This window comes from Paraburkholderia acidiphila (genome assembly GCF_009789655.1).
GTDB classification, from domain to species: Bacteria; Pseudomonadota; Gammaproteobacteria; order Burkholderiales; family Burkholderiaceae; genus Paraburkholderia; species Paraburkholderia acidiphila.
Map to the genome: position 1 here is coordinate 1851672 of NZ_CP046909.1, position 14349 is coordinate 1866020.

The following is a 14349-nucleotide window of genomic DNA, read 5'->3' on the forward strand; positions in this document are numbered from 1 at the left end:
ACATGATGCTGTTCGACGATTTGAGAGACAACGAATGGGCGCTGGTCGAGGCGTTGTTCTGTGCTGAACCGGCACGGAGCGAACGGCGCGGACGGCCTCGCGTCGAAGCGCGTGCTGTGGTCAACGCGGTGCTCTGGGTGCTTTCGACGGGTGAAGGCTGGTCCAAGCTCCCGGGCCGCTACCCCTCGCCGCCGACTTGCCGCCGCCGTTTCGACGAGTGGCAGGCGGACGGCACGCTGACGGAAATCGTCAAGCGACTGAGCACGAACGGGCGCGAAATTTCGCTGCGCGGCCGTATCGGCGCCACGGCGACCAAACCGCCCGCACCGCCGAGCCGCGATCGCCTGCGTGGCGCGTTCTGGACCAACCCGGAATCGTGGCGCGCGCCGGTCAAGATGGCCTGAGTCTGGCCTGGATCACGCTTCATTCGCCGCTTCATTTGCATTTCCGCCGGGTGCCTCATGCACCCGGCGTGCTTTTCTCCCCTTCAGCACATCATGGGCGCCGCAGACCGGGGCCCGGTCCTGTGCCAACCATGCCGCGCCTCTGCGACTCATCCAGACTGCATTCCGTATCGCTGTGTCCACAACAAAGCGATCGGCACGCGCGATACATCTCTTTACTAATATTTACAGCGCGCTTTCGCTGCCGACGGTAGCTTAGGACCATGTCCATTAACGTCAAGAATCTGGATTGACGGGGAACCACCATGAAATCCATGAACCTGCACATTCGGGGCATCATGGTTTCGCTGTCCGCGCTAGCCCCGCTCGCCCTCTTTGCCCTGTTCGCGCCAACGGCGTCGTTCGTGTCGTTCAGCGTCGCCGCCCAGCCGCCGCATGTCTCCGCACCGACATGGCCGGTGTCGCGCACTGGCGCCCACGCCCAGCCGCCCGCAGCGCGCGGCCCGAACGCGGGCAACGCGCCCGTGCCGCGCGGCGATTTGCGCGGCGACATTGCGGACAATGCCCGCCGCAGCGCGCCGCAGAGGCAGGAACCGACGCGGCGGCAGTGAGCGAGCCAGCGAAACCCCATCAGGGGAACTGCCGGGACCGATGAAGAAAGGGCGTTGACGGAGGGCGGCAAGACCTACCCGGAGCCTCGCGGCTCAGCATATACCCTGCCCCAGGGAACCACCGCGCCTCACGTGCGGTCTACCCTTACGCCATCAAGCACAGCGTGGCAGCAGTAATTCCGGTAAGCCCGTATCTTTCGATGCGGGCTTTTTTTTGGCGGGACAAAGAAGGTAGAGTGCTACTGGCTGGCTTCGAGGCCGGATTGAGGCACGCGCTCCGCAACGTAGTCGGCCACGCGATGCGCGCTCCACTGGAGCGTGCGCTCGTCGCGCGCGAGCCGGGCGAATTCGGCGCGGCCGCGATCGGTGAGCACCGCGATATCGACCGGCGCATGGAAGCCCGGCGCCGGCGCAACGGTGCGCTGCCGGACGATGTCCATCATGCCGAGATCGCGCAAATACTGGAACACTTCAGGACGACGCGCCCACGGGACCTGCCGATACTGCACCCGCCGTAGCGCTTCGAGTACTGCTTCGTTGGAATACGTGGTCATCTCACTTCTTTCTTAAAATGCAGTCCTGCGATCATCGAGCCTCGCGCGAGCCGGCGGCGGCGCAATGCGGACCTGAGAACGGCGCACTCTGTGCCCTGGCGGGCCCACGCGCCCTGGCCGTGCGCTGTGCAGCGGCAGGGACTGCAGGTTATCCGGGCCCCCGTGAAAGCGGCTCGACCGCTCCCCGCACGGCCAACGCCGCGCCACGCTCGCGGCGCAAAGGTCGGTTGGACGCGCAAATTCCCGAAAACAATACGTTACCTCATCCAAATTGATTCTAATCGTTTTGTTTGCGCTATTTATTGCGCTCGGCCTGCGGTGGCGCAGCGCGCGCTGGCGTGTCGCAGCCTGCGCGGCGCTGGTCTTCTGGCTGCTTGCCGCCGGCTGGCTCACCGGGGTGCTGCTCGATATCGCACAGCCGGCGTTATATCGCACTCCCTACGATCAGGCGAAGATCGGCCCGGCGCGCTTCGGTGCGCGCACCGCCATCATCATGCTGGGCGGCGGCACCGATTCCCGCGATGGCCAACTCGTCCCCGCGCGCGACGTCTACGCCCGCATTGCCCTTGCCGCCAAACTCCACGCGCAGTGCGCGCGCGCGGGCGGCACGTGCCGCGTGATCGTAAGCGGCGGCAACCCGCAGCACCATGCGAGCGCCGAGGCCGACAACTACGCACCCTATCTGCTGCGCGCCGGTGTGCCAGGCACCGATCTCGTACTCGAAAACCAGAGCCTTACGACCTATCAGAACGCGCGCAACGTCGCGCCCATCGTCCGGGCCGGGAATGACGAAACGCTCCTGCTCGTGACGTCGTCGTACCAGATGCGCCGCGCGATGCTCGATTTCCAGCGCTTCGACATGAACCCGCTGCCCGCGGTGTCCAGCGTGCGCCGCGCCGAGCGCGGCCTGCTCCCGCGCGTGGTCAATCTCAGGTCCGCCGATACGGCGCTCCACGAATCGATTGGGGTCGCCCAGTTTTATGTGTATCGGATGATCGGCTGGTTCTAGTATGAACGTATTGTGGCGTCAGATGTAACGAGATGTAACTCCTGCGCGAATGGCTTACGCGATGTCATCTGGAGCGAGTATTAGGTCGTTAGAATGGCAAGGCCGTTAGAATGGCATGTCCATCCTGCTTGGACAGGTACCGGCTGGGTCCATAAACCGCTCCTTCGGAGGTAGAGATGAAAAAAGTGTCCCTCGCAGTCCTGATTTCACTTTCCGCACTGGCGGGCGCTGCGCATGCGCAGTCGGATAACGGCATCACGATGAGCACCGACCCGGCGAGAGCCGACGACGTCCTGCAGCGCGCGCAGGCCCTGCAGCAGCAACAGGAAGCCGCGCCCGCGCCGGCACCCATGACGCATCACAAGTCGGGGCATTCGCATCACAAGAAGGCCCCCGCCCAGTAAGAACAGGAGGCCACACGGCGCACCGCCCAGCGCACGCGGGCGGCGCCGTCCCGGGAATGAAGCCGATGCCGGTCTTGCCGTCGTCGGCTTTTTTGTTCGCAGCGTCACCCCGCTGCATGGGTCGCCCCGCGCGCATCGCCACCGCGACGGCGCGCGGGCGCGGTATGCTAAAGTCGCGCACCTCGAAAACGCCCCGGTCGGCGTAGACCCAACCTTTTGTGCGCGCCACGCGCGGAGAATCACAATGAGCAACATCCAGCTCGACATCGAATGGACCGAAGCGGCCTCACGCAAGATCGAAAAACTGATGCCGCGCGGCGGCAGCCAGGACGCGTACCTCGCGCTGCCCCCCATCGAATGCCTGCCAATGGAAGGCGACGTGCTGTTCCTCGGGCCGGCCGGCAAGCAGCAGCCGTTCATCGTCGCCGAACGCCAATACCATCACGAAGGCGACGCGGACTGGACCATCATCCTGATTCTCGACGTTCCCGACACCGCGCACTGAACGGCAAAGCCGGCCGCCGGCAGACGGTACCCGAGGCGCCCGCACCGACGCGGGCGCCCGCTCCCGACCTCGACTTACTTCCCTCCATCGACACGCATCGCGTCGCTGTACCGGGCACGACTTGTGCGCGCAGCATTTTGCGATAGTCCGTACACTTGACGACAGGCCCTGCCGGTTACCGCCGTCGGACGAGCGCCTGCGAGAAACGGCAGTTGCGCAACCCACGAGCCGGCGGGTTCAAACGCTCACGAACCGCGCGCGTCGCCGCGCGTCCCGAGCCATGCCGAACGATCCGTCGGAAACAAAGGCGGCGGACACCGCCAGCCTGCTTGCCCAACTCCAGCCGCATGCTGCCGGCTGGGGTGCGCGCTGGCATGCGCAGTGGCATGACCACGCGCTCGACAGCGCCTTCCAGCCCGTGCTCTCGATCACGCATCAGCGCGTGGTCGGCTACGAGGCGTTGCTGCGCGCCACCGACACCTCGGGCCGCGCCGTCGCCCCAGCGGCTCTGTTCTCGGCAGTGGAAGGCGCCGAAGCGCAGCAACTCGACGAACTCGCCCGCTGTCTGCACCTCGCGAACTTCGTCGGACAAGGCGTAGAGACCGGCTGGATCTTTCTGAACACGCTGCCGCGCAGCGCTCGCGCCGCCGACCCCGCACAAGCCGCGATCGACGGCCTGTGCCGGCACTTCGACTTCCCGCGCGAACGCGTGGTGATCGAGGTCCTCGAACAGCGCGGCGGCGACGAGCACGGCTCGTTCGTCGACGAACGCCCGCCTGCCGGCCGCCGCGATTTCCTCGTCGCACTCGACGATTTCGGCGCGGGTTTCTCCAATTTCGATCGCGTCTGGCGCTACCGGCCCGACATCGTCAAGCTCGACCGCTCGCTCGTCACGCGCGCGGCCAGCGGCGAAAGTCATGTCGCATTCATCACGGAACTCGTTTCGATCCTTCATCACGCCGGGACGATGGTGCTGGCAGAAGGCGTCGAAACCGAGTCGCAGCTCATGGTATTGATGCAGGCCGATGTCGATCTCGTGCAGGGATTCTGGTTTGGCGAGCCGCAGGCTTCGGTGCGGGAAGCCAGCGCCGCCGCGGCCGCGCTGGCGCAGTCGATGTGGCGGCGTTTCGCCGACTACCAGCGCAGCACCGAGATCATCGAGCAGGTCAATTTCGGCGCACTTTCACACGCCATGCTGTGCGGCGCACGCGTGCTCACGGGTGGCGGAACGCTCGAAGCGGCCGCACAGGCGATTTTCGGCGACCGCGACAGCCACGCACAGCGTGTCTTCAGCGCGGACGAACATGGCGAGCAGCACGAGCCTTCGATTGCCGTGCCCGGCGTCGGGCCGCCCGCGCGCCTCGCGCCTTTCTACCCGGACACCGACAGCAACTGGTCCCGCCGCGAGTACTTCCGGCGCGCGCTCGCCGCGCCCGGCCGGGTCGCGGTGATGGGTCCGCACTACTCGCTTAACGACGGCGAGCTGTGTTACACCGCGGCCATCGCGCTCGACTATGGCGGCGCGACGCACGTGTTGTGCGCGGACTTTCCGCCTGAGCACGGGCCACGCGAGCGCCCGTGGCGCGAGCGCGGCTAATGCATGTGGCGAACCGGTGAGGCGCACCCGATCGTGGCAGCTATTCGGAGACGCGCCGCCGCCCCGCCTTCAACTCGCCGGTGCGTGCCTTGCTGTCGAGCCGGCGCAGCTTCGAGGCGCGCGTGGGGCGCGTCGCCACGCGCGCCTTGCGCGTCACGCTCACGCTGTCGACCAGTTCCTCGAGGCGCGCGAGCGCGGCCACCCGGTTCTGTTCCTGGGTGCGGTATTCCTGCGACTTGATCACCACGACGCCCTCGCTCGTAATCCGACGGTCGGCGAGCGCGAGCAGACGCATCTTGAGGACCTCGGGCAACGACGACGCGCGGATGTCGAAACGCAGATGAATCGCGCTCGACACCTTGTTGACGTTCTGTCCGCCCGCGCCCTGTGCGCGAACGGCGACGAGTTCGATTTCCTGCAACGGGATGGGCGCGCGTGCGGTCATGGGTAGAGAGAAGGAGAACACGCGGCAGTGTCGCACAGCGCGGCCAGGTTGACACAAGCGCACAACGCACGCGCCATAGACTCAGCGCAAATGCCAAGCCTCTGCCACGGGCATGCGAAATGCAGCCACACTTGCCGGGGCGCCTGGGCAGCCAGTTTGCCTCGGCGGGACGCATGAACCATACTGGCGACATTCCTTCGGTCGAACCCTCAGGAGTACGCAACCCATGAAGCTGCGTCCAGCATTCGTCGCCGAACTGGCGGTCAACCTGCTGCTTCCCTGGGTCGCCTATCGTCTCGCCGAGCCGCATTGGGGCGAAGTCGGCGGCCTCATTGCCTCGGCGGCGCCGCCGCTTGCGTGGAGCGTCGTCGAACTGGTGCGCTTTCGGCGCGTGGATGCCCTCTCGGCCGTCATTCTGCTTGGCATCGTGCTCTCGCTCCTCGCCGTGGCGTTCGGCGGCAGCCCGCGCGTCCTGTTGATGCGCGAGAGCCTCGCCTCGGGCGCGATCGGCGTCGCCTTCCTGATTTCGCTATTGGCGAAGCGCCCGCTCGTGTTCTATCTCACGCGAGCGACGGTCGCGCGCGAGACTCGCGAGGGTGTCGCGCGGCTCGAACAGCTCTGGAACGACAACGCGAGCTTCGTCGCCGCCATGCGGCTGCTCACGTTCATCTGGGGTTTCGGGCTGTGTCTCGACTCCGCACTGCGCACCTGGCTGGCCGCCACCTGGCCGATCGAGCGCTTTCTCGTCGTTTCGCCGATCATCGGCTATGGCGTGTTCGGCGGACTGATGGCCTGGACCTTCTGGTATCGCACACGCATGCGGCGCATCCACGGCACGCACGGCCTGCTCGGCGACGCGGCTGCGTCGCCGAACGCGACGACATTGAGCGTGGACTAAAGACTCCCGGTCCCGCACGCATCGTCGGTCAGATCGTGCCCGAAATACGTTAGACTCAGCGCCACAGTCCGCGGCGTACCGTCCGCTTTCGAACTTCCCGGCAGTCGATGCGCTACTCCGTAGAAATCAGGAAATTCCTCTATAGCCAGTACTTTTACGGCGGCCTGCGCATCGCGATCGGCATCTCGCTTCCGGCCGTCCTGTGCCTGTTCGTCTTTCACAAGAGCGAGCTGGGCTTCACCATCTCGACCGGCGCGCTCGGCGCCTGCGTGGTCGACATGCCGGGACCGCTCAAGTACAAGCGCAACGAAATGCTCGCGTGCAGCGTGATCGGGTTTCTCTCCGCTTACGCGACCGGCCTCGCCACCTTCAGTCCCATCGCGCTATGGGCCACGGTCGTGCCGCTCACCTTCGTGCTCTCGCTGATCGTGGTCTACGGCAACCGCTGGCCGCAGATCAGCTTCGCCACGCTCTTCATGATGGTGATGACGCTCGAAGAGCACTTCACCCCGCACCTCGCGCTCGTCAACGCGCTGTGGATCCTCCTAGGCGGCCTCTGGTACACGGCGTGGTCGACCTTGATCAGCCAGCTGATGCTCGATCGCATCGAGCAGCAGGCGCTCGCCGAAAGCGTGTTCGCCTGCGCCGACTATCTGCTCGCGCGCGCCCAGTTCTTCGACCTCGACAACGATCTCGACGAGTGCTATCGCAACCTCGTCGCGAAGCAGATCGCCGCCGTCGAGCGCCAGGACGCGGCGCGCGACATCGTGCTGCGCAACCTGCCCAAACTCAGGGCCGGCAAGATCGATGCGCGGCGCGCGATGCACTTCAACCTGTTCATCAACACAGTCGATCTGCATGAGCTGTTCGTCGGCGCGCACACCGACTACCCGCTCGTGCGCAACACCTTCGGCGGCTCGGACCTGCTCGTGTTCTACCGCGACCTGATCCGCAAGGCCGCTGCCGATCTCGAAGACATCGGCCTCGCGGTGCTGCAAAACGAGGCGCCGCGCGCGAGCGTGAACGTGAAAGCCGAACTGCGCGCCATCGAATACGAGCTCGAGCAGCTGAAAAAACGCGATCTGGCCGCAACCGACCCGGAGGCCTATGCCGCGATCTCGGCGTCGTTCCGGCGCATCTGGAGCGCCACACGCCTGATCGACCGCATGCGCCGCAGTCTCGCGAGCGAAGTGCCGACGACCGAGACCGAGGTGCGCGTCGACGAGGCGCTGACACGCTTCGTCACGAACCGTCGCGTGTCCTGGCTACAGATCTTCTCGAATCTCACGATGGCCTCGCCGAGCTTTCGCCACGCGCTGCGCGTGACGATCGCCGTGGCGGTGGGGTTCTGGCTCGGGCGGCTGTTGCCGCTCACCAATGCCTACTGGATCGTGATGACGAGCATCATCATTCTGAAGCCGGGCTATTCGCTCACGCGCCAGCGCAACGCGCAGCGTATCGTCGGCACGCTGATCGGTTGTATCGCGAGCATTGCGCTGATCCTGCTCGTGAAGCAGCCGCTCGTGCTGCTCGTCTCGATGTTCGCGGCGATGGTGATGAGCTATAGCCTCCTGCTCTTCAACTACACGGCGAGCGTGGTGTTCACGTCGGCCTATGTGCTGCTGATGTTCCATCTGCTCGCGCCGGGCAACATGCGCATCATCGGCGAGCGCGCGATCGACACGGTGGTGGGCTGCATGATCGCCATCGCCGCGAGCCATCTGTTCCCCTACTGGGAATACCGCCTGATGGGCAAGCTCGTGCACGACATGATCGCCGCGACACGCAGCTATCTCGAGGCGAGCTGGTGGTGGAGCGGGCGTACGAGCGCGCCGCAGCCGGCATTCGCGGGGGCCTCGGTGAGCGAGGCAGGCGCACGCGTGTCGGTTCATGAAGCGGTTCATGAAGCGGTTCATGAAGCGGTCCATGAAGCGCCCGCGGCGGCGATTGCAGCGGACGCGGCCGGCGTGAGCGCCATGGCAAGCGCCTCGGCGAACGCGGCGAGTGTCGTTGACGAACCAGTCGCCGTCACCGCCGCGACTGCCGGCGATTCGCCCACAGCCGGCGTTGCCGGCTCGCCCGTGGCGGCCGTGGGCGCGAAAACCCCTGCACAGTCCGCGCAAAGCCCTTCAAACGCAGCGGCGGCTACACCGTCGCTCGCACGCGACTTCCGCTACCGGCTCGCGCGCAAGAACGTGCATGTGGCGTTTGCGAATCTCGGCCAGGCGTTCCAGCGCATGATGCTGGAACCGAAGGCCGCGCAGAAGTTCGTGCCGGAGCTCAACGATCTGCTCGTGCGCAGCCACGTGCTCGCCTCGCAGATCACGGCCACCGCCCCGCTATTGCGCAGCACGGCGCGGCCCGACCAGCCAGAGGTCAAGCTCGACGCGCTCGAGCGCGCGCTTTCGTGCGTGCGCGAGAACCTCGTCGTCGCCGAAGCGGGCACGCCCGCGCCGCTCGATCAAACCGACATCACGAAGCAGCTCACGCGCGAACTCGATGCCATGGTGGTGCAAGCCGAGCGCACGCTCGGACCCACTGCGGAACTTCCCCAGGAGCTCAAGCTGCTCGCGCATCAATGCAAGCAGATGATCGCGGCGTCCTGGCTCATTCGCCGCGACGCGAGCATCATCCGGCTACCGGAGGAATAAGCAAGCAATGGCCCGGCGCGTCACTGCGTCGAGCCGCTGGCTTGCGAAGCGGCCGTGCTCGCGGATGCGTTTGCCCCGCCGGCGCCCATGCTTTCCTCGTACTCGCGCTTGCTTTTCAGCGCGTTGAACAGCACGGTGCCGATCACGAACATCACCACCACCACGATGAGCACGGCAACGCCGACGGTGGGGTTCTTCTTGCGCGGTTCGTTCATCAGTCGTGCCCAGCCTCGAATTGGAATTAGATGACAGGAACGGGCATTCTACGCCGCCATGCCTTGCAGACGGCTTGCGCCACAGGGCCCTGCGCGCCGCCAGGTACCACTACGCCCCGCTGCGCACAGGCAGCGCCGTCGAGTACTTGAGCTGCTCCATCGCGAAGCTCGAACTGACGTCGAATAGCGGCACGGCGCGGATGAGCTGCTTGTAGACGCGGTCGAAATCGTCGATATCGGAGACCACGATGCGCAGCAGATAGTCGGTCTCTCCGCTCATGCGATACGCCTCGACGATCTCGGGAATCTCCTGCACGGCGCGCGTAAAGGTCTGCGCCCACGCCTCGGTGTGCTGGTTGGTGCGCACGGCGACGAACACCGTCGTCCCAACGCCGAGCTTGCGAGGGTCGCACAGCGCGACCTGCGCCCGAATCACGCCCGTTTCCTTCAGGCGCTGCACGCGCTTCCAGCATGGCGTTTGCGAAAGATTGACGCGCTGCGCCAATTCGGCGACCGGCATGGTCGCGTCCTGCTGCAGCAGCTCCACCAGCTTTCTGTCGATGAGATCCATTTCCGCATTCCCCGAAGTGTAGAAATTTATTCTACATGATAGGAAAACGGGGGAAAAATAGGAAAACTCTTTCTCGGCGCGAACAGCTATAAATCTTCCTATAGCCAACGGAAGAAGAACACGCCATGAACGCCCCTGCCGAACTCGCCCTGCTGAGCGCTGTGCACACCGCGGAGCAGCACGCCGCGGCCGTCGCGCGCTTCACCGCCGCGCTCGACGCGGCCTTCGATGCCTGCGCGACGCCCGGCGACCCGTCGCGCTGCGCACGCTTCGCGCGCGGCATGCGCGAGGCGCTCACGCGTGCGCTCGCCGACCCGGCGCTCGTGACGAGCGCGCAGCGCGAAGGCAGCGCCGACACGTACCGGCGTCATATCATCGCAACGGACACGCGTGGCCGCTATACGGTGGCGGCGCTCGTCTGGCAGCCGGGCCAGGCAAGCCCGATCCACGCGCATCAGACCTGGTGCGGCTACACCGTGCTCGACGGCACGCTGACCGAAACGCTCTACACGTGGGACGAAGCGCGCCAGGGGGCCGACGTGGTCCGCTCGCACCCGCGCGCGAGTGGCGCGGTGTCGTTCGGCGGACGCGGGCGCACCAGCATCCACCGGCTTTCAAACGGCAGCGATGCACAGGCCGTCTCGCTGCACGTCTACGGCGTCGCCGCCGAGCATATCTGTACGCAAGTCAACGACGTGCTGCCGCTCGCGTGCAAGCCAGCGCTTGCGCCCTAACGCGACGGACCCATATCCATCGAGGCAGACACGGTGCGCTGCCGGCTGCCTTCGTTGTCCGAGGACTGCGCCGCGTCGCACCGTGAAGCTTCGAGAATGCGCTGGCGCGATTGCTCTGGGTTCAGCAGCGCGAGACCGAGCGCGCCGCTTGCGAGCAGCAATACCCCCACCACAATGAAACCGTGCTCGTAGCCGAGCGCCGGATTGCCGTGATTGGCCTGCACGATGCCGCCCATCAGCGCCGGCGCGATCAGGCCGGCAAGCGTGCCGATCGAGCTGTTGATGCCGAGCAGCGCGCCGCGTTGCCGGACCGACACGATATCGCTGATCATCAGCGGTCCGAACGAAAATATGAGCTGACTCAGCGCGCCGCCGATCGCGAGGCACGCCACCTTGAGCGCGGGACTCAGGCCGGTCGATGTCGCGAGGAACAGCACGCCGCCGAGCATGGCAAAGCCGCTCACCATCGCGCCGCGCGCGATCCGAGAGCTGACACCCTTGCGGATGAGCCGCTGCGAGACCCACGCGAGCAGCAACGTCACCGGAATGAACGAGCCGACGATGCTCGAAAAGAGCCACCCGGTCACGATGGGCGCATAGCCCAGACCCAGCCGCAGATAAACCGGAAACCAGGTGAACGCGAGCGAAATGACGGCGTACTCGACAAAGTAGATGAAGAGCACGCCCATGAACGTGCGGTTGAGCAGCAGGTGGCGATAGGCGATCGTTTCGCCCGCGCCACCGTGCGCCGCACCCGTTGCATGGCTGGCTGCACCCACTGGGCCGTCGCGTCCGATCACGAGCCATAGCGCCGTCCACACGAGGCCGACAATCCCGAGTGCGAAGAACGCCATATGCCAGTCGTAGCGCACGACGAGGTACGAGAGGATCGGCCCCGCGAGCATGAGGCCCGCGCTCGCGCCCTGCTGCACGATGGTGTTCGGCACATTGCGGTGCGCGTTGTCGAACCACTTGTAGCAGGCGTGCTGCGCGAGCGGAAACGCCGGGCCCTCGCCGAAACCGAGCAGCACGCGCGAGGCGATCAGCATGGGCAGCGTCACGCTCGCGGTGACGAGCGGAAACTGGACGGCGCTCCACACCACCGCCAGCAGCGCGAGCAGCCATTTGCTCTGCACGCGGTTCGCGACGAACCCGAAGCCGATGCCCGAGAGCGAGAACAGCAGGAAAAAGCTGCTGCCGACCAGCCCGAATTCGCGCGGGCTGAGATTCAGGTCGCGCATCATCGGCACGGCCGCAAGGCCGAACACGGCTTTATCGGCGAAATTGATCACCATGAACAGGAACAGCATGGCGACGATCAGCCACGCGCGTATCGATCCGCCTGATGCCTTTGCATCCATTGTCGTCTCCATATCATCTTGTTTTCGTCTGAGCGCCACAGCTTCAATCAGCCATCGCCGCCTCTAGCGCCGCAAGCGCTTCGTTCGCCTCTGCGATCAGCGTGGCCATTTGCGCCGCGACCGTTGTGGGCGCATCGATCGCAAAGACGCTTTGCCCCGCCGCCTCGTAGATCAGATCCGCGCAGTCGTACTCATGCATCGCGCTGAAGTCGCCGCCCGTGAGCGCCTGTTGCTGCGGCATGGGCAGCGGCGCGGGCGCGTCGCTCGCCTGCCAGGCGTCGATCCATGCGCTGCGCACGACGCGGCACGGCTTGCCGCTGTGCGCGCGCGTGACGAGCGTGTCGTCACTGTTCGCTTCGATCAGACGTTGCAGCAGCGCGGGCGGCGTGTGGTTCTCCTTCGCGGCGAGCCATAGCGTGCCGAGCCACGCCCCCTGCGCGCCCATCGCGAGCGAGGCCGCGACCTGCGCGCCGGTGCCGATGCCGCCCGCTGCGAGCACGGGCCGCCCTGCCGCAACGGCCACGATTTGCGGCACGAGCGAGAAGGTGCCGATCGGGCCGGTGTGACCACCCGCATCCGCGCCCTGCGCGACGAGCGCATCGACACCGAGCGCGAGCGCCTTTTGCGCATGGCGCGGCGAGCCGACCAGCGAGATCGTGTACTTGCCCACAGCTTTCGCGCGAGCGATCAGTTCGGGCCGGATGCCGATCGCCGTCGCCACGGCGCACGCCTTCGAAGCGAGCACGGCTTCGATCTGCGCGTTGAAGAGCGCCTCGCTGCGCACCTGCGTCGTGAAGAAACTCGGCCGTGTGGGGGCGGCGAGTGCGAAACGCTCGCGCAATGCCGCGACGAATTCGATGTGCGCGGATGGCAGCGCCGCGCGCACGTTGCCGATATCGGCATGCTGGGGCACACCGGCGGGCAGCATCAGGTCGATGCCGTACGGCTTGCCCGCGAGTCTTTTCTCGACCCGCGCGATGATCTGCGCAATATCGTCGGGCATCTCGCGCGCGAGGCCTAGCACACCAAAGCCACCAGCTTCGGCGAGCGCGACGATCACGTCGGGCGAATGCGAGAAACCGAAGACCGGATAGCGCGCGCCGAGTGCGCGGCAAATGGCAGTGGGACCGAGTCGGACCATGAGGCGTCTCCCGTGGGGCTCTTGCTGAGTGCCTATTCGGCGCTCTGATGCAACTGGTGATCGCGTACGTCGTGCAACGGTGCGCGCAGCGTCTGCTTCGCGATGTTGATCTCGTGAATTTGCGACGTACCCTCGTAGAGCCGGAACAGGCGCACATCGCGATAGAGACGCTCGACGGGGTTATCGGCGATGTACCCGGCGCCGCCATAGACCTGCACCGCGCGATCGGCCACACGTCCGCACATTTCCGATGCGAACAGCTTGCACATCGAAGCCGCCATCGTCACGTCCTCACCGCGGTCCCGTGCGCGCGCCGTCTGAAGCACGAGTGCGCGCGCCGCGTGGATGTCGGTGTTGCTTTGCGCAATGAGTTGCTGCACGAGCTGGAATTCGGCAATCGGCTTGCCGAACTGTTCGCGCGCCTTCGCGTAGGCAAGCATCTCGTCGAGCAGGCGGATTGCCGGGCCCACGCACAGCCCCGCCAGATTGATGCGCTGCTTGTTGAGCGCCTTCATCGCGCTCTTGAAGCCTCGCCCAGGCTCGCCGCCAAGCACCGCCGACGCGCTTACGCGGCAGTTCTGCAAAAGCACTTCGCCCACGGGCGAACCCCGCTGCCCCATCATGCGATAGCCCTCCGAGGTCGCGAGCCCCGGTGTGCCGCGTTCGATCAGGAATGCAGATATTCCGCCCGCGCCGGGGTCGTCCGGGTTCGTGCGTGCGAACACGGTGAACAGGTCCGCGATCGGCGCATTCGTGATGTAGCGCTTGCTGCCATCGAGCACGTAGTCGTTGCCGTCGCGGCGCGCCATGGTGGCGAGCGCAGTGGCATCCGAGCCCGCGTCGGGCTCGGTCAGCGCAAAACATCCCGTGATTTCGCCGCTTGCCAGACGCGGCAGATAGCGCCGCTTCTGCTCTTCCGTACCGTCCGCGATGAGCGCCTCGGAGCCGATGCCGGTGTTGCCGCCAAAGCGCGCGCGAAAGGTCGGCGCCGCCTGAGAAACCACCATGTTCACGCACGCGAGTTCTTCCGTCGTGAGGCCGGAGCCGCCGTACGCCTCGGGAATGCTATGGCCAAACAGACCCAGTTCGCGCATGCGCGCAACGAGCGCTTCGGGCAGTACGTCGGTACGGTCGATTTGCGCCTCGAGCGGGATACATTCGTCCTGCACGAAGCGATAGAGCTGCGTGAGCAGGCGGTTCAGGCGTGCGGCGTCGCGAATCATCGTGTCTCCATCCAGTTTGAGTTGCG

At 65.8% G+C, this 14349-nt stretch carries 15 protein-coding genes and 1 pseudogene; 9 read left to right on the top strand and 7 right to left on the bottom strand.

The features are described 5' to 3' along the window. Positions 1-5: 5 nt before the first annotated feature. Together FAZ97_RS08285 and FAZ97_RS08290 are read left to right on the top strand one after the other, a co-directional pair. Positions 6-401 (top strand): annotated as a pseudogene (locus FAZ97_RS08285) (transposase); the annotation flags it as partial. A gap of 317 nt (positions 402-718) precedes the next feature. After that, the gene (locus FAZ97_RS08290) at positions 719-1015 is read left to right on the top strand and encodes a hypothetical protein (RefSeq protein ID WP_407671750.1); all 297 of its coding nucleotides are present in this window, start codon (positions 719-721) and stop codon (positions 1013-1015) included. Between the two features lie 239 nt (positions 1016-1254). Here FAZ97_RS08290 and FAZ97_RS08295 read toward each other — a convergent pair whose 3' ends face one another. Then, positions 1255-1569 carry a hypothetical protein gene (locus tag FAZ97_RS08295; protein ID WP_028204806.1) on the bottom strand — a complete coding sequence of 105 codons (315 nt, stop codon included), beginning with the start codon at positions 1567-1569 and terminating at the stop codon, positions 1255-1257. A gap of 286 nt (positions 1570-1855) precedes the next feature. On the opposite strand from FAZ97_RS08295, the gene FAZ97_RS08300 reads away from it, so the two are divergent. The 4 genes from FAZ97_RS08300 to FAZ97_RS08315 all read left to right on the top strand — a co-directional run bounded on the left by FAZ97_RS08300 (position 1856) and on the right by FAZ97_RS08315 (position 5084). Next, a complete protein-coding gene (locus FAZ97_RS08300) occupies positions 1856-2578 on the top strand; it encodes a YdcF family protein (protein WP_233271545.1) in 723 nt (240 codons plus the stop codon). A gap of 176 nt (positions 2579-2754) precedes the next feature. Beyond that, positions 2755-2982, top strand: coding sequence for a hypothetical protein (locus FAZ97_RS08305; protein WP_158758013.1), 228 nt, complete (start codon positions 2755-2757; stop codon positions 2980-2982). 244 nt (positions 2983-3226) lie between these two features. Beyond that, positions 3227-3487, top strand: a complete 261-nt coding sequence (locus tag FAZ97_RS08310) for a DNA-binding protein (RefSeq protein ID WP_158758014.1) — start codon at positions 3227-3229, stop codon at positions 3485-3487. 280 nt (positions 3488-3767) lie between these two features. After that, positions 3768-5084, top strand: a complete 1317-nt coding sequence (locus FAZ97_RS08315) for an EAL domain-containing protein (protein ID WP_158758015.1) — start codon at positions 3768-3770, stop codon at positions 5082-5084. Positions 5085-5124: 40 nt separating this feature from the next. Here FAZ97_RS08315 and arfB read toward each other — a convergent pair whose 3' ends face one another. Continuing rightward, positions 5125-5529, bottom strand: coding sequence for an alternative ribosome rescue aminoacyl-tRNA hydrolase ArfB (arfB, locus tag FAZ97_RS08320; protein ID WP_158758016.1), 405 nt, complete (start codon positions 5527-5529; stop codon positions 5125-5127). 226 nt (positions 5530-5755) lie between these two features. Here arfB and FAZ97_RS08325 point away from each other — a divergent pair, with 226 nt between their 5' ends. Continuing rightward, on the top strand, positions 5756-6427 hold the full coding sequence (locus FAZ97_RS08325; protein WP_233271546.1) for a VC0807 family protein: 672 nt from the start codon (positions 5756-5758) through the stop codon (positions 6425-6427). A gap of 107 nt (positions 6428-6534) precedes the next feature. Beyond that, positions 6535-9078 carry an FUSC family protein gene (locus FAZ97_RS08330; RefSeq protein ID WP_158758017.1) on the top strand — a complete coding sequence of 848 codons (2544 nt, stop codon included), beginning with the start codon at positions 6535-6537 and terminating at the stop codon, positions 9076-9078. A gap of 20 nt (positions 9079-9098) precedes the next feature. Here FAZ97_RS08330 and FAZ97_RS08335 read toward each other — a convergent pair whose 3' ends face one another. Further along, complete coding sequence (locus FAZ97_RS08335) at positions 9099-9293, bottom strand: hypothetical protein (RefSeq protein ID WP_158758018.1); 195 nt, start codon at positions 9291-9293, stop codon at positions 9099-9101. A gap of 109 nt (positions 9294-9402) precedes the next feature. Continuing rightward, on the bottom strand, positions 9403-9864 hold the full coding sequence (locus FAZ97_RS08340; protein WP_133184185.1) for an Lrp/AsnC family transcriptional regulator: 462 nt from the start codon (positions 9862-9864) through the stop codon (positions 9403-9405). Between the two features lie 125 nt (positions 9865-9989). On the opposite strand from FAZ97_RS08340, the gene FAZ97_RS08345 reads away from it, so the two are divergent. After that, positions 9990-10598, top strand: coding sequence for a cysteine dioxygenase family protein (locus FAZ97_RS08345; protein WP_158758019.1), 609 nt, complete (start codon positions 9990-9992; stop codon positions 10596-10598). On the opposite strand, the gene FAZ97_RS08350 is transcribed toward FAZ97_RS08345, so the two are convergent. From FAZ97_RS08350 to FAZ97_RS08360, 3 genes are read right to left on the bottom strand one after another with little or no spacing between them, the layout of a single operon-like run. Further along, on the bottom strand, positions 10595-11959 hold the full coding sequence (locus FAZ97_RS08350; RefSeq protein WP_158758020.1) for an MFS transporter: 1365 nt from the start codon (positions 11957-11959) through the stop codon (positions 10595-10597). The genes FAZ97_RS08345 and FAZ97_RS08350 overlap by 4 nt on opposite strands. 43 nt (positions 11960-12002) lie before the next feature. Beyond that, complete coding sequence (locus tag FAZ97_RS08355) at positions 12003-13100, bottom strand: NAD(P)H-dependent flavin oxidoreductase (RefSeq protein WP_158758021.1); 1098 nt, start codon at positions 13098-13100, stop codon at positions 12003-12005. A gap of 32 nt (positions 13101-13132) precedes the next feature. Continuing rightward, positions 13133-14323, bottom strand: coding sequence for an acyl-CoA dehydrogenase family protein (locus FAZ97_RS08360; RefSeq protein ID WP_158758022.1), 1191 nt, complete (start codon positions 14321-14323; stop codon positions 13133-13135). Between the last annotated feature and the right edge of the window lie 26 nt (positions 14324-14349).

Coding starts and splice junctions, on each gene's coding strand:
- FAZ97_RS08330 (WP_158758017.1), top strand. CDS start 6,535: ATGCGCTACTCCGTAGAAATCAGGAAATTCCTCTATAGCCAGTACTTT.
- FAZ97_RS08335 (WP_158758018.1), bottom strand. CDS start 9,293: ATGAACGAACCGCGCAAGAAGAACCCCACCGTCGGCGTTGCCGTGCTC.
- FAZ97_RS08350 (WP_158758020.1), bottom strand. CDS start 11,959: ATGGATGCAAAGGCATCAGGCGGATCGATACGCGCGTGGCTGATCGTC.
- FAZ97_RS08325 (WP_233271546.1), top strand. CDS start 5,756: ATGAAGCTGCGTCCAGCATTCGTCGCCGAACTGGCGGTCAACCTGCTG.
- FAZ97_RS08315 (WP_158758015.1), top strand. CDS start 3,768: ATGCCGAACGATCCGTCGGAAACAAAGGCGGCGGACACCGCCAGCCTG.
- FAZ97_RS08340 (WP_133184185.1), bottom strand. CDS start 9,864: ATGGATCTCATCGACAGAAAGCTGGTGGAGCTGCTGCAGCAGGACGCG.
- FAZ97_RS08295 (WP_028204806.1), bottom strand. CDS start 1,569: ATGACCACGTATTCCAACGAAGCAGTACTCGAAGCGCTACGGCGGGTG.
- FAZ97_RS08310 (WP_158758014.1), top strand. CDS start 3,227: ATGAGCAACATCCAGCTCGACATCGAATGGACCGAAGCGGCCTCACGC.
- FAZ97_RS08290 (WP_407671750.1), top strand. CDS start 719: ATGAACCTGCACATTCGGGGCATCATGGTTTCGCTGTCCGCGCTAGCC.
- FAZ97_RS08355 (WP_158758021.1), bottom strand. CDS start 13,100: ATGGTCCGACTCGGTCCCACTGCCATTTGCCGCGCACTCGGCGCGCGC.
- FAZ97_RS08360 (WP_158758022.1), bottom strand. CDS start 14,323: ATGATTCGCGACGCCGCACGCCTGAACCGCCTGCTCACGCAGCTCTAT.
- FAZ97_RS08305 (WP_158758013.1), top strand. CDS start 2,755: ATGAAAAAAGTGTCCCTCGCAGTCCTGATTTCACTTTCCGCACTGGCG.
- FAZ97_RS08345 (WP_158758019.1), top strand. CDS start 9,990: ATGAACGCCCCTGCCGAACTCGCCCTGCTGAGCGCTGTGCACACCGCG.
- arfB (WP_158758016.1), bottom strand. CDS start 5,529: ATGACCGCACGCGCGCCCATCCCGTTGCAGGAAATCGAACTCGTCGCC.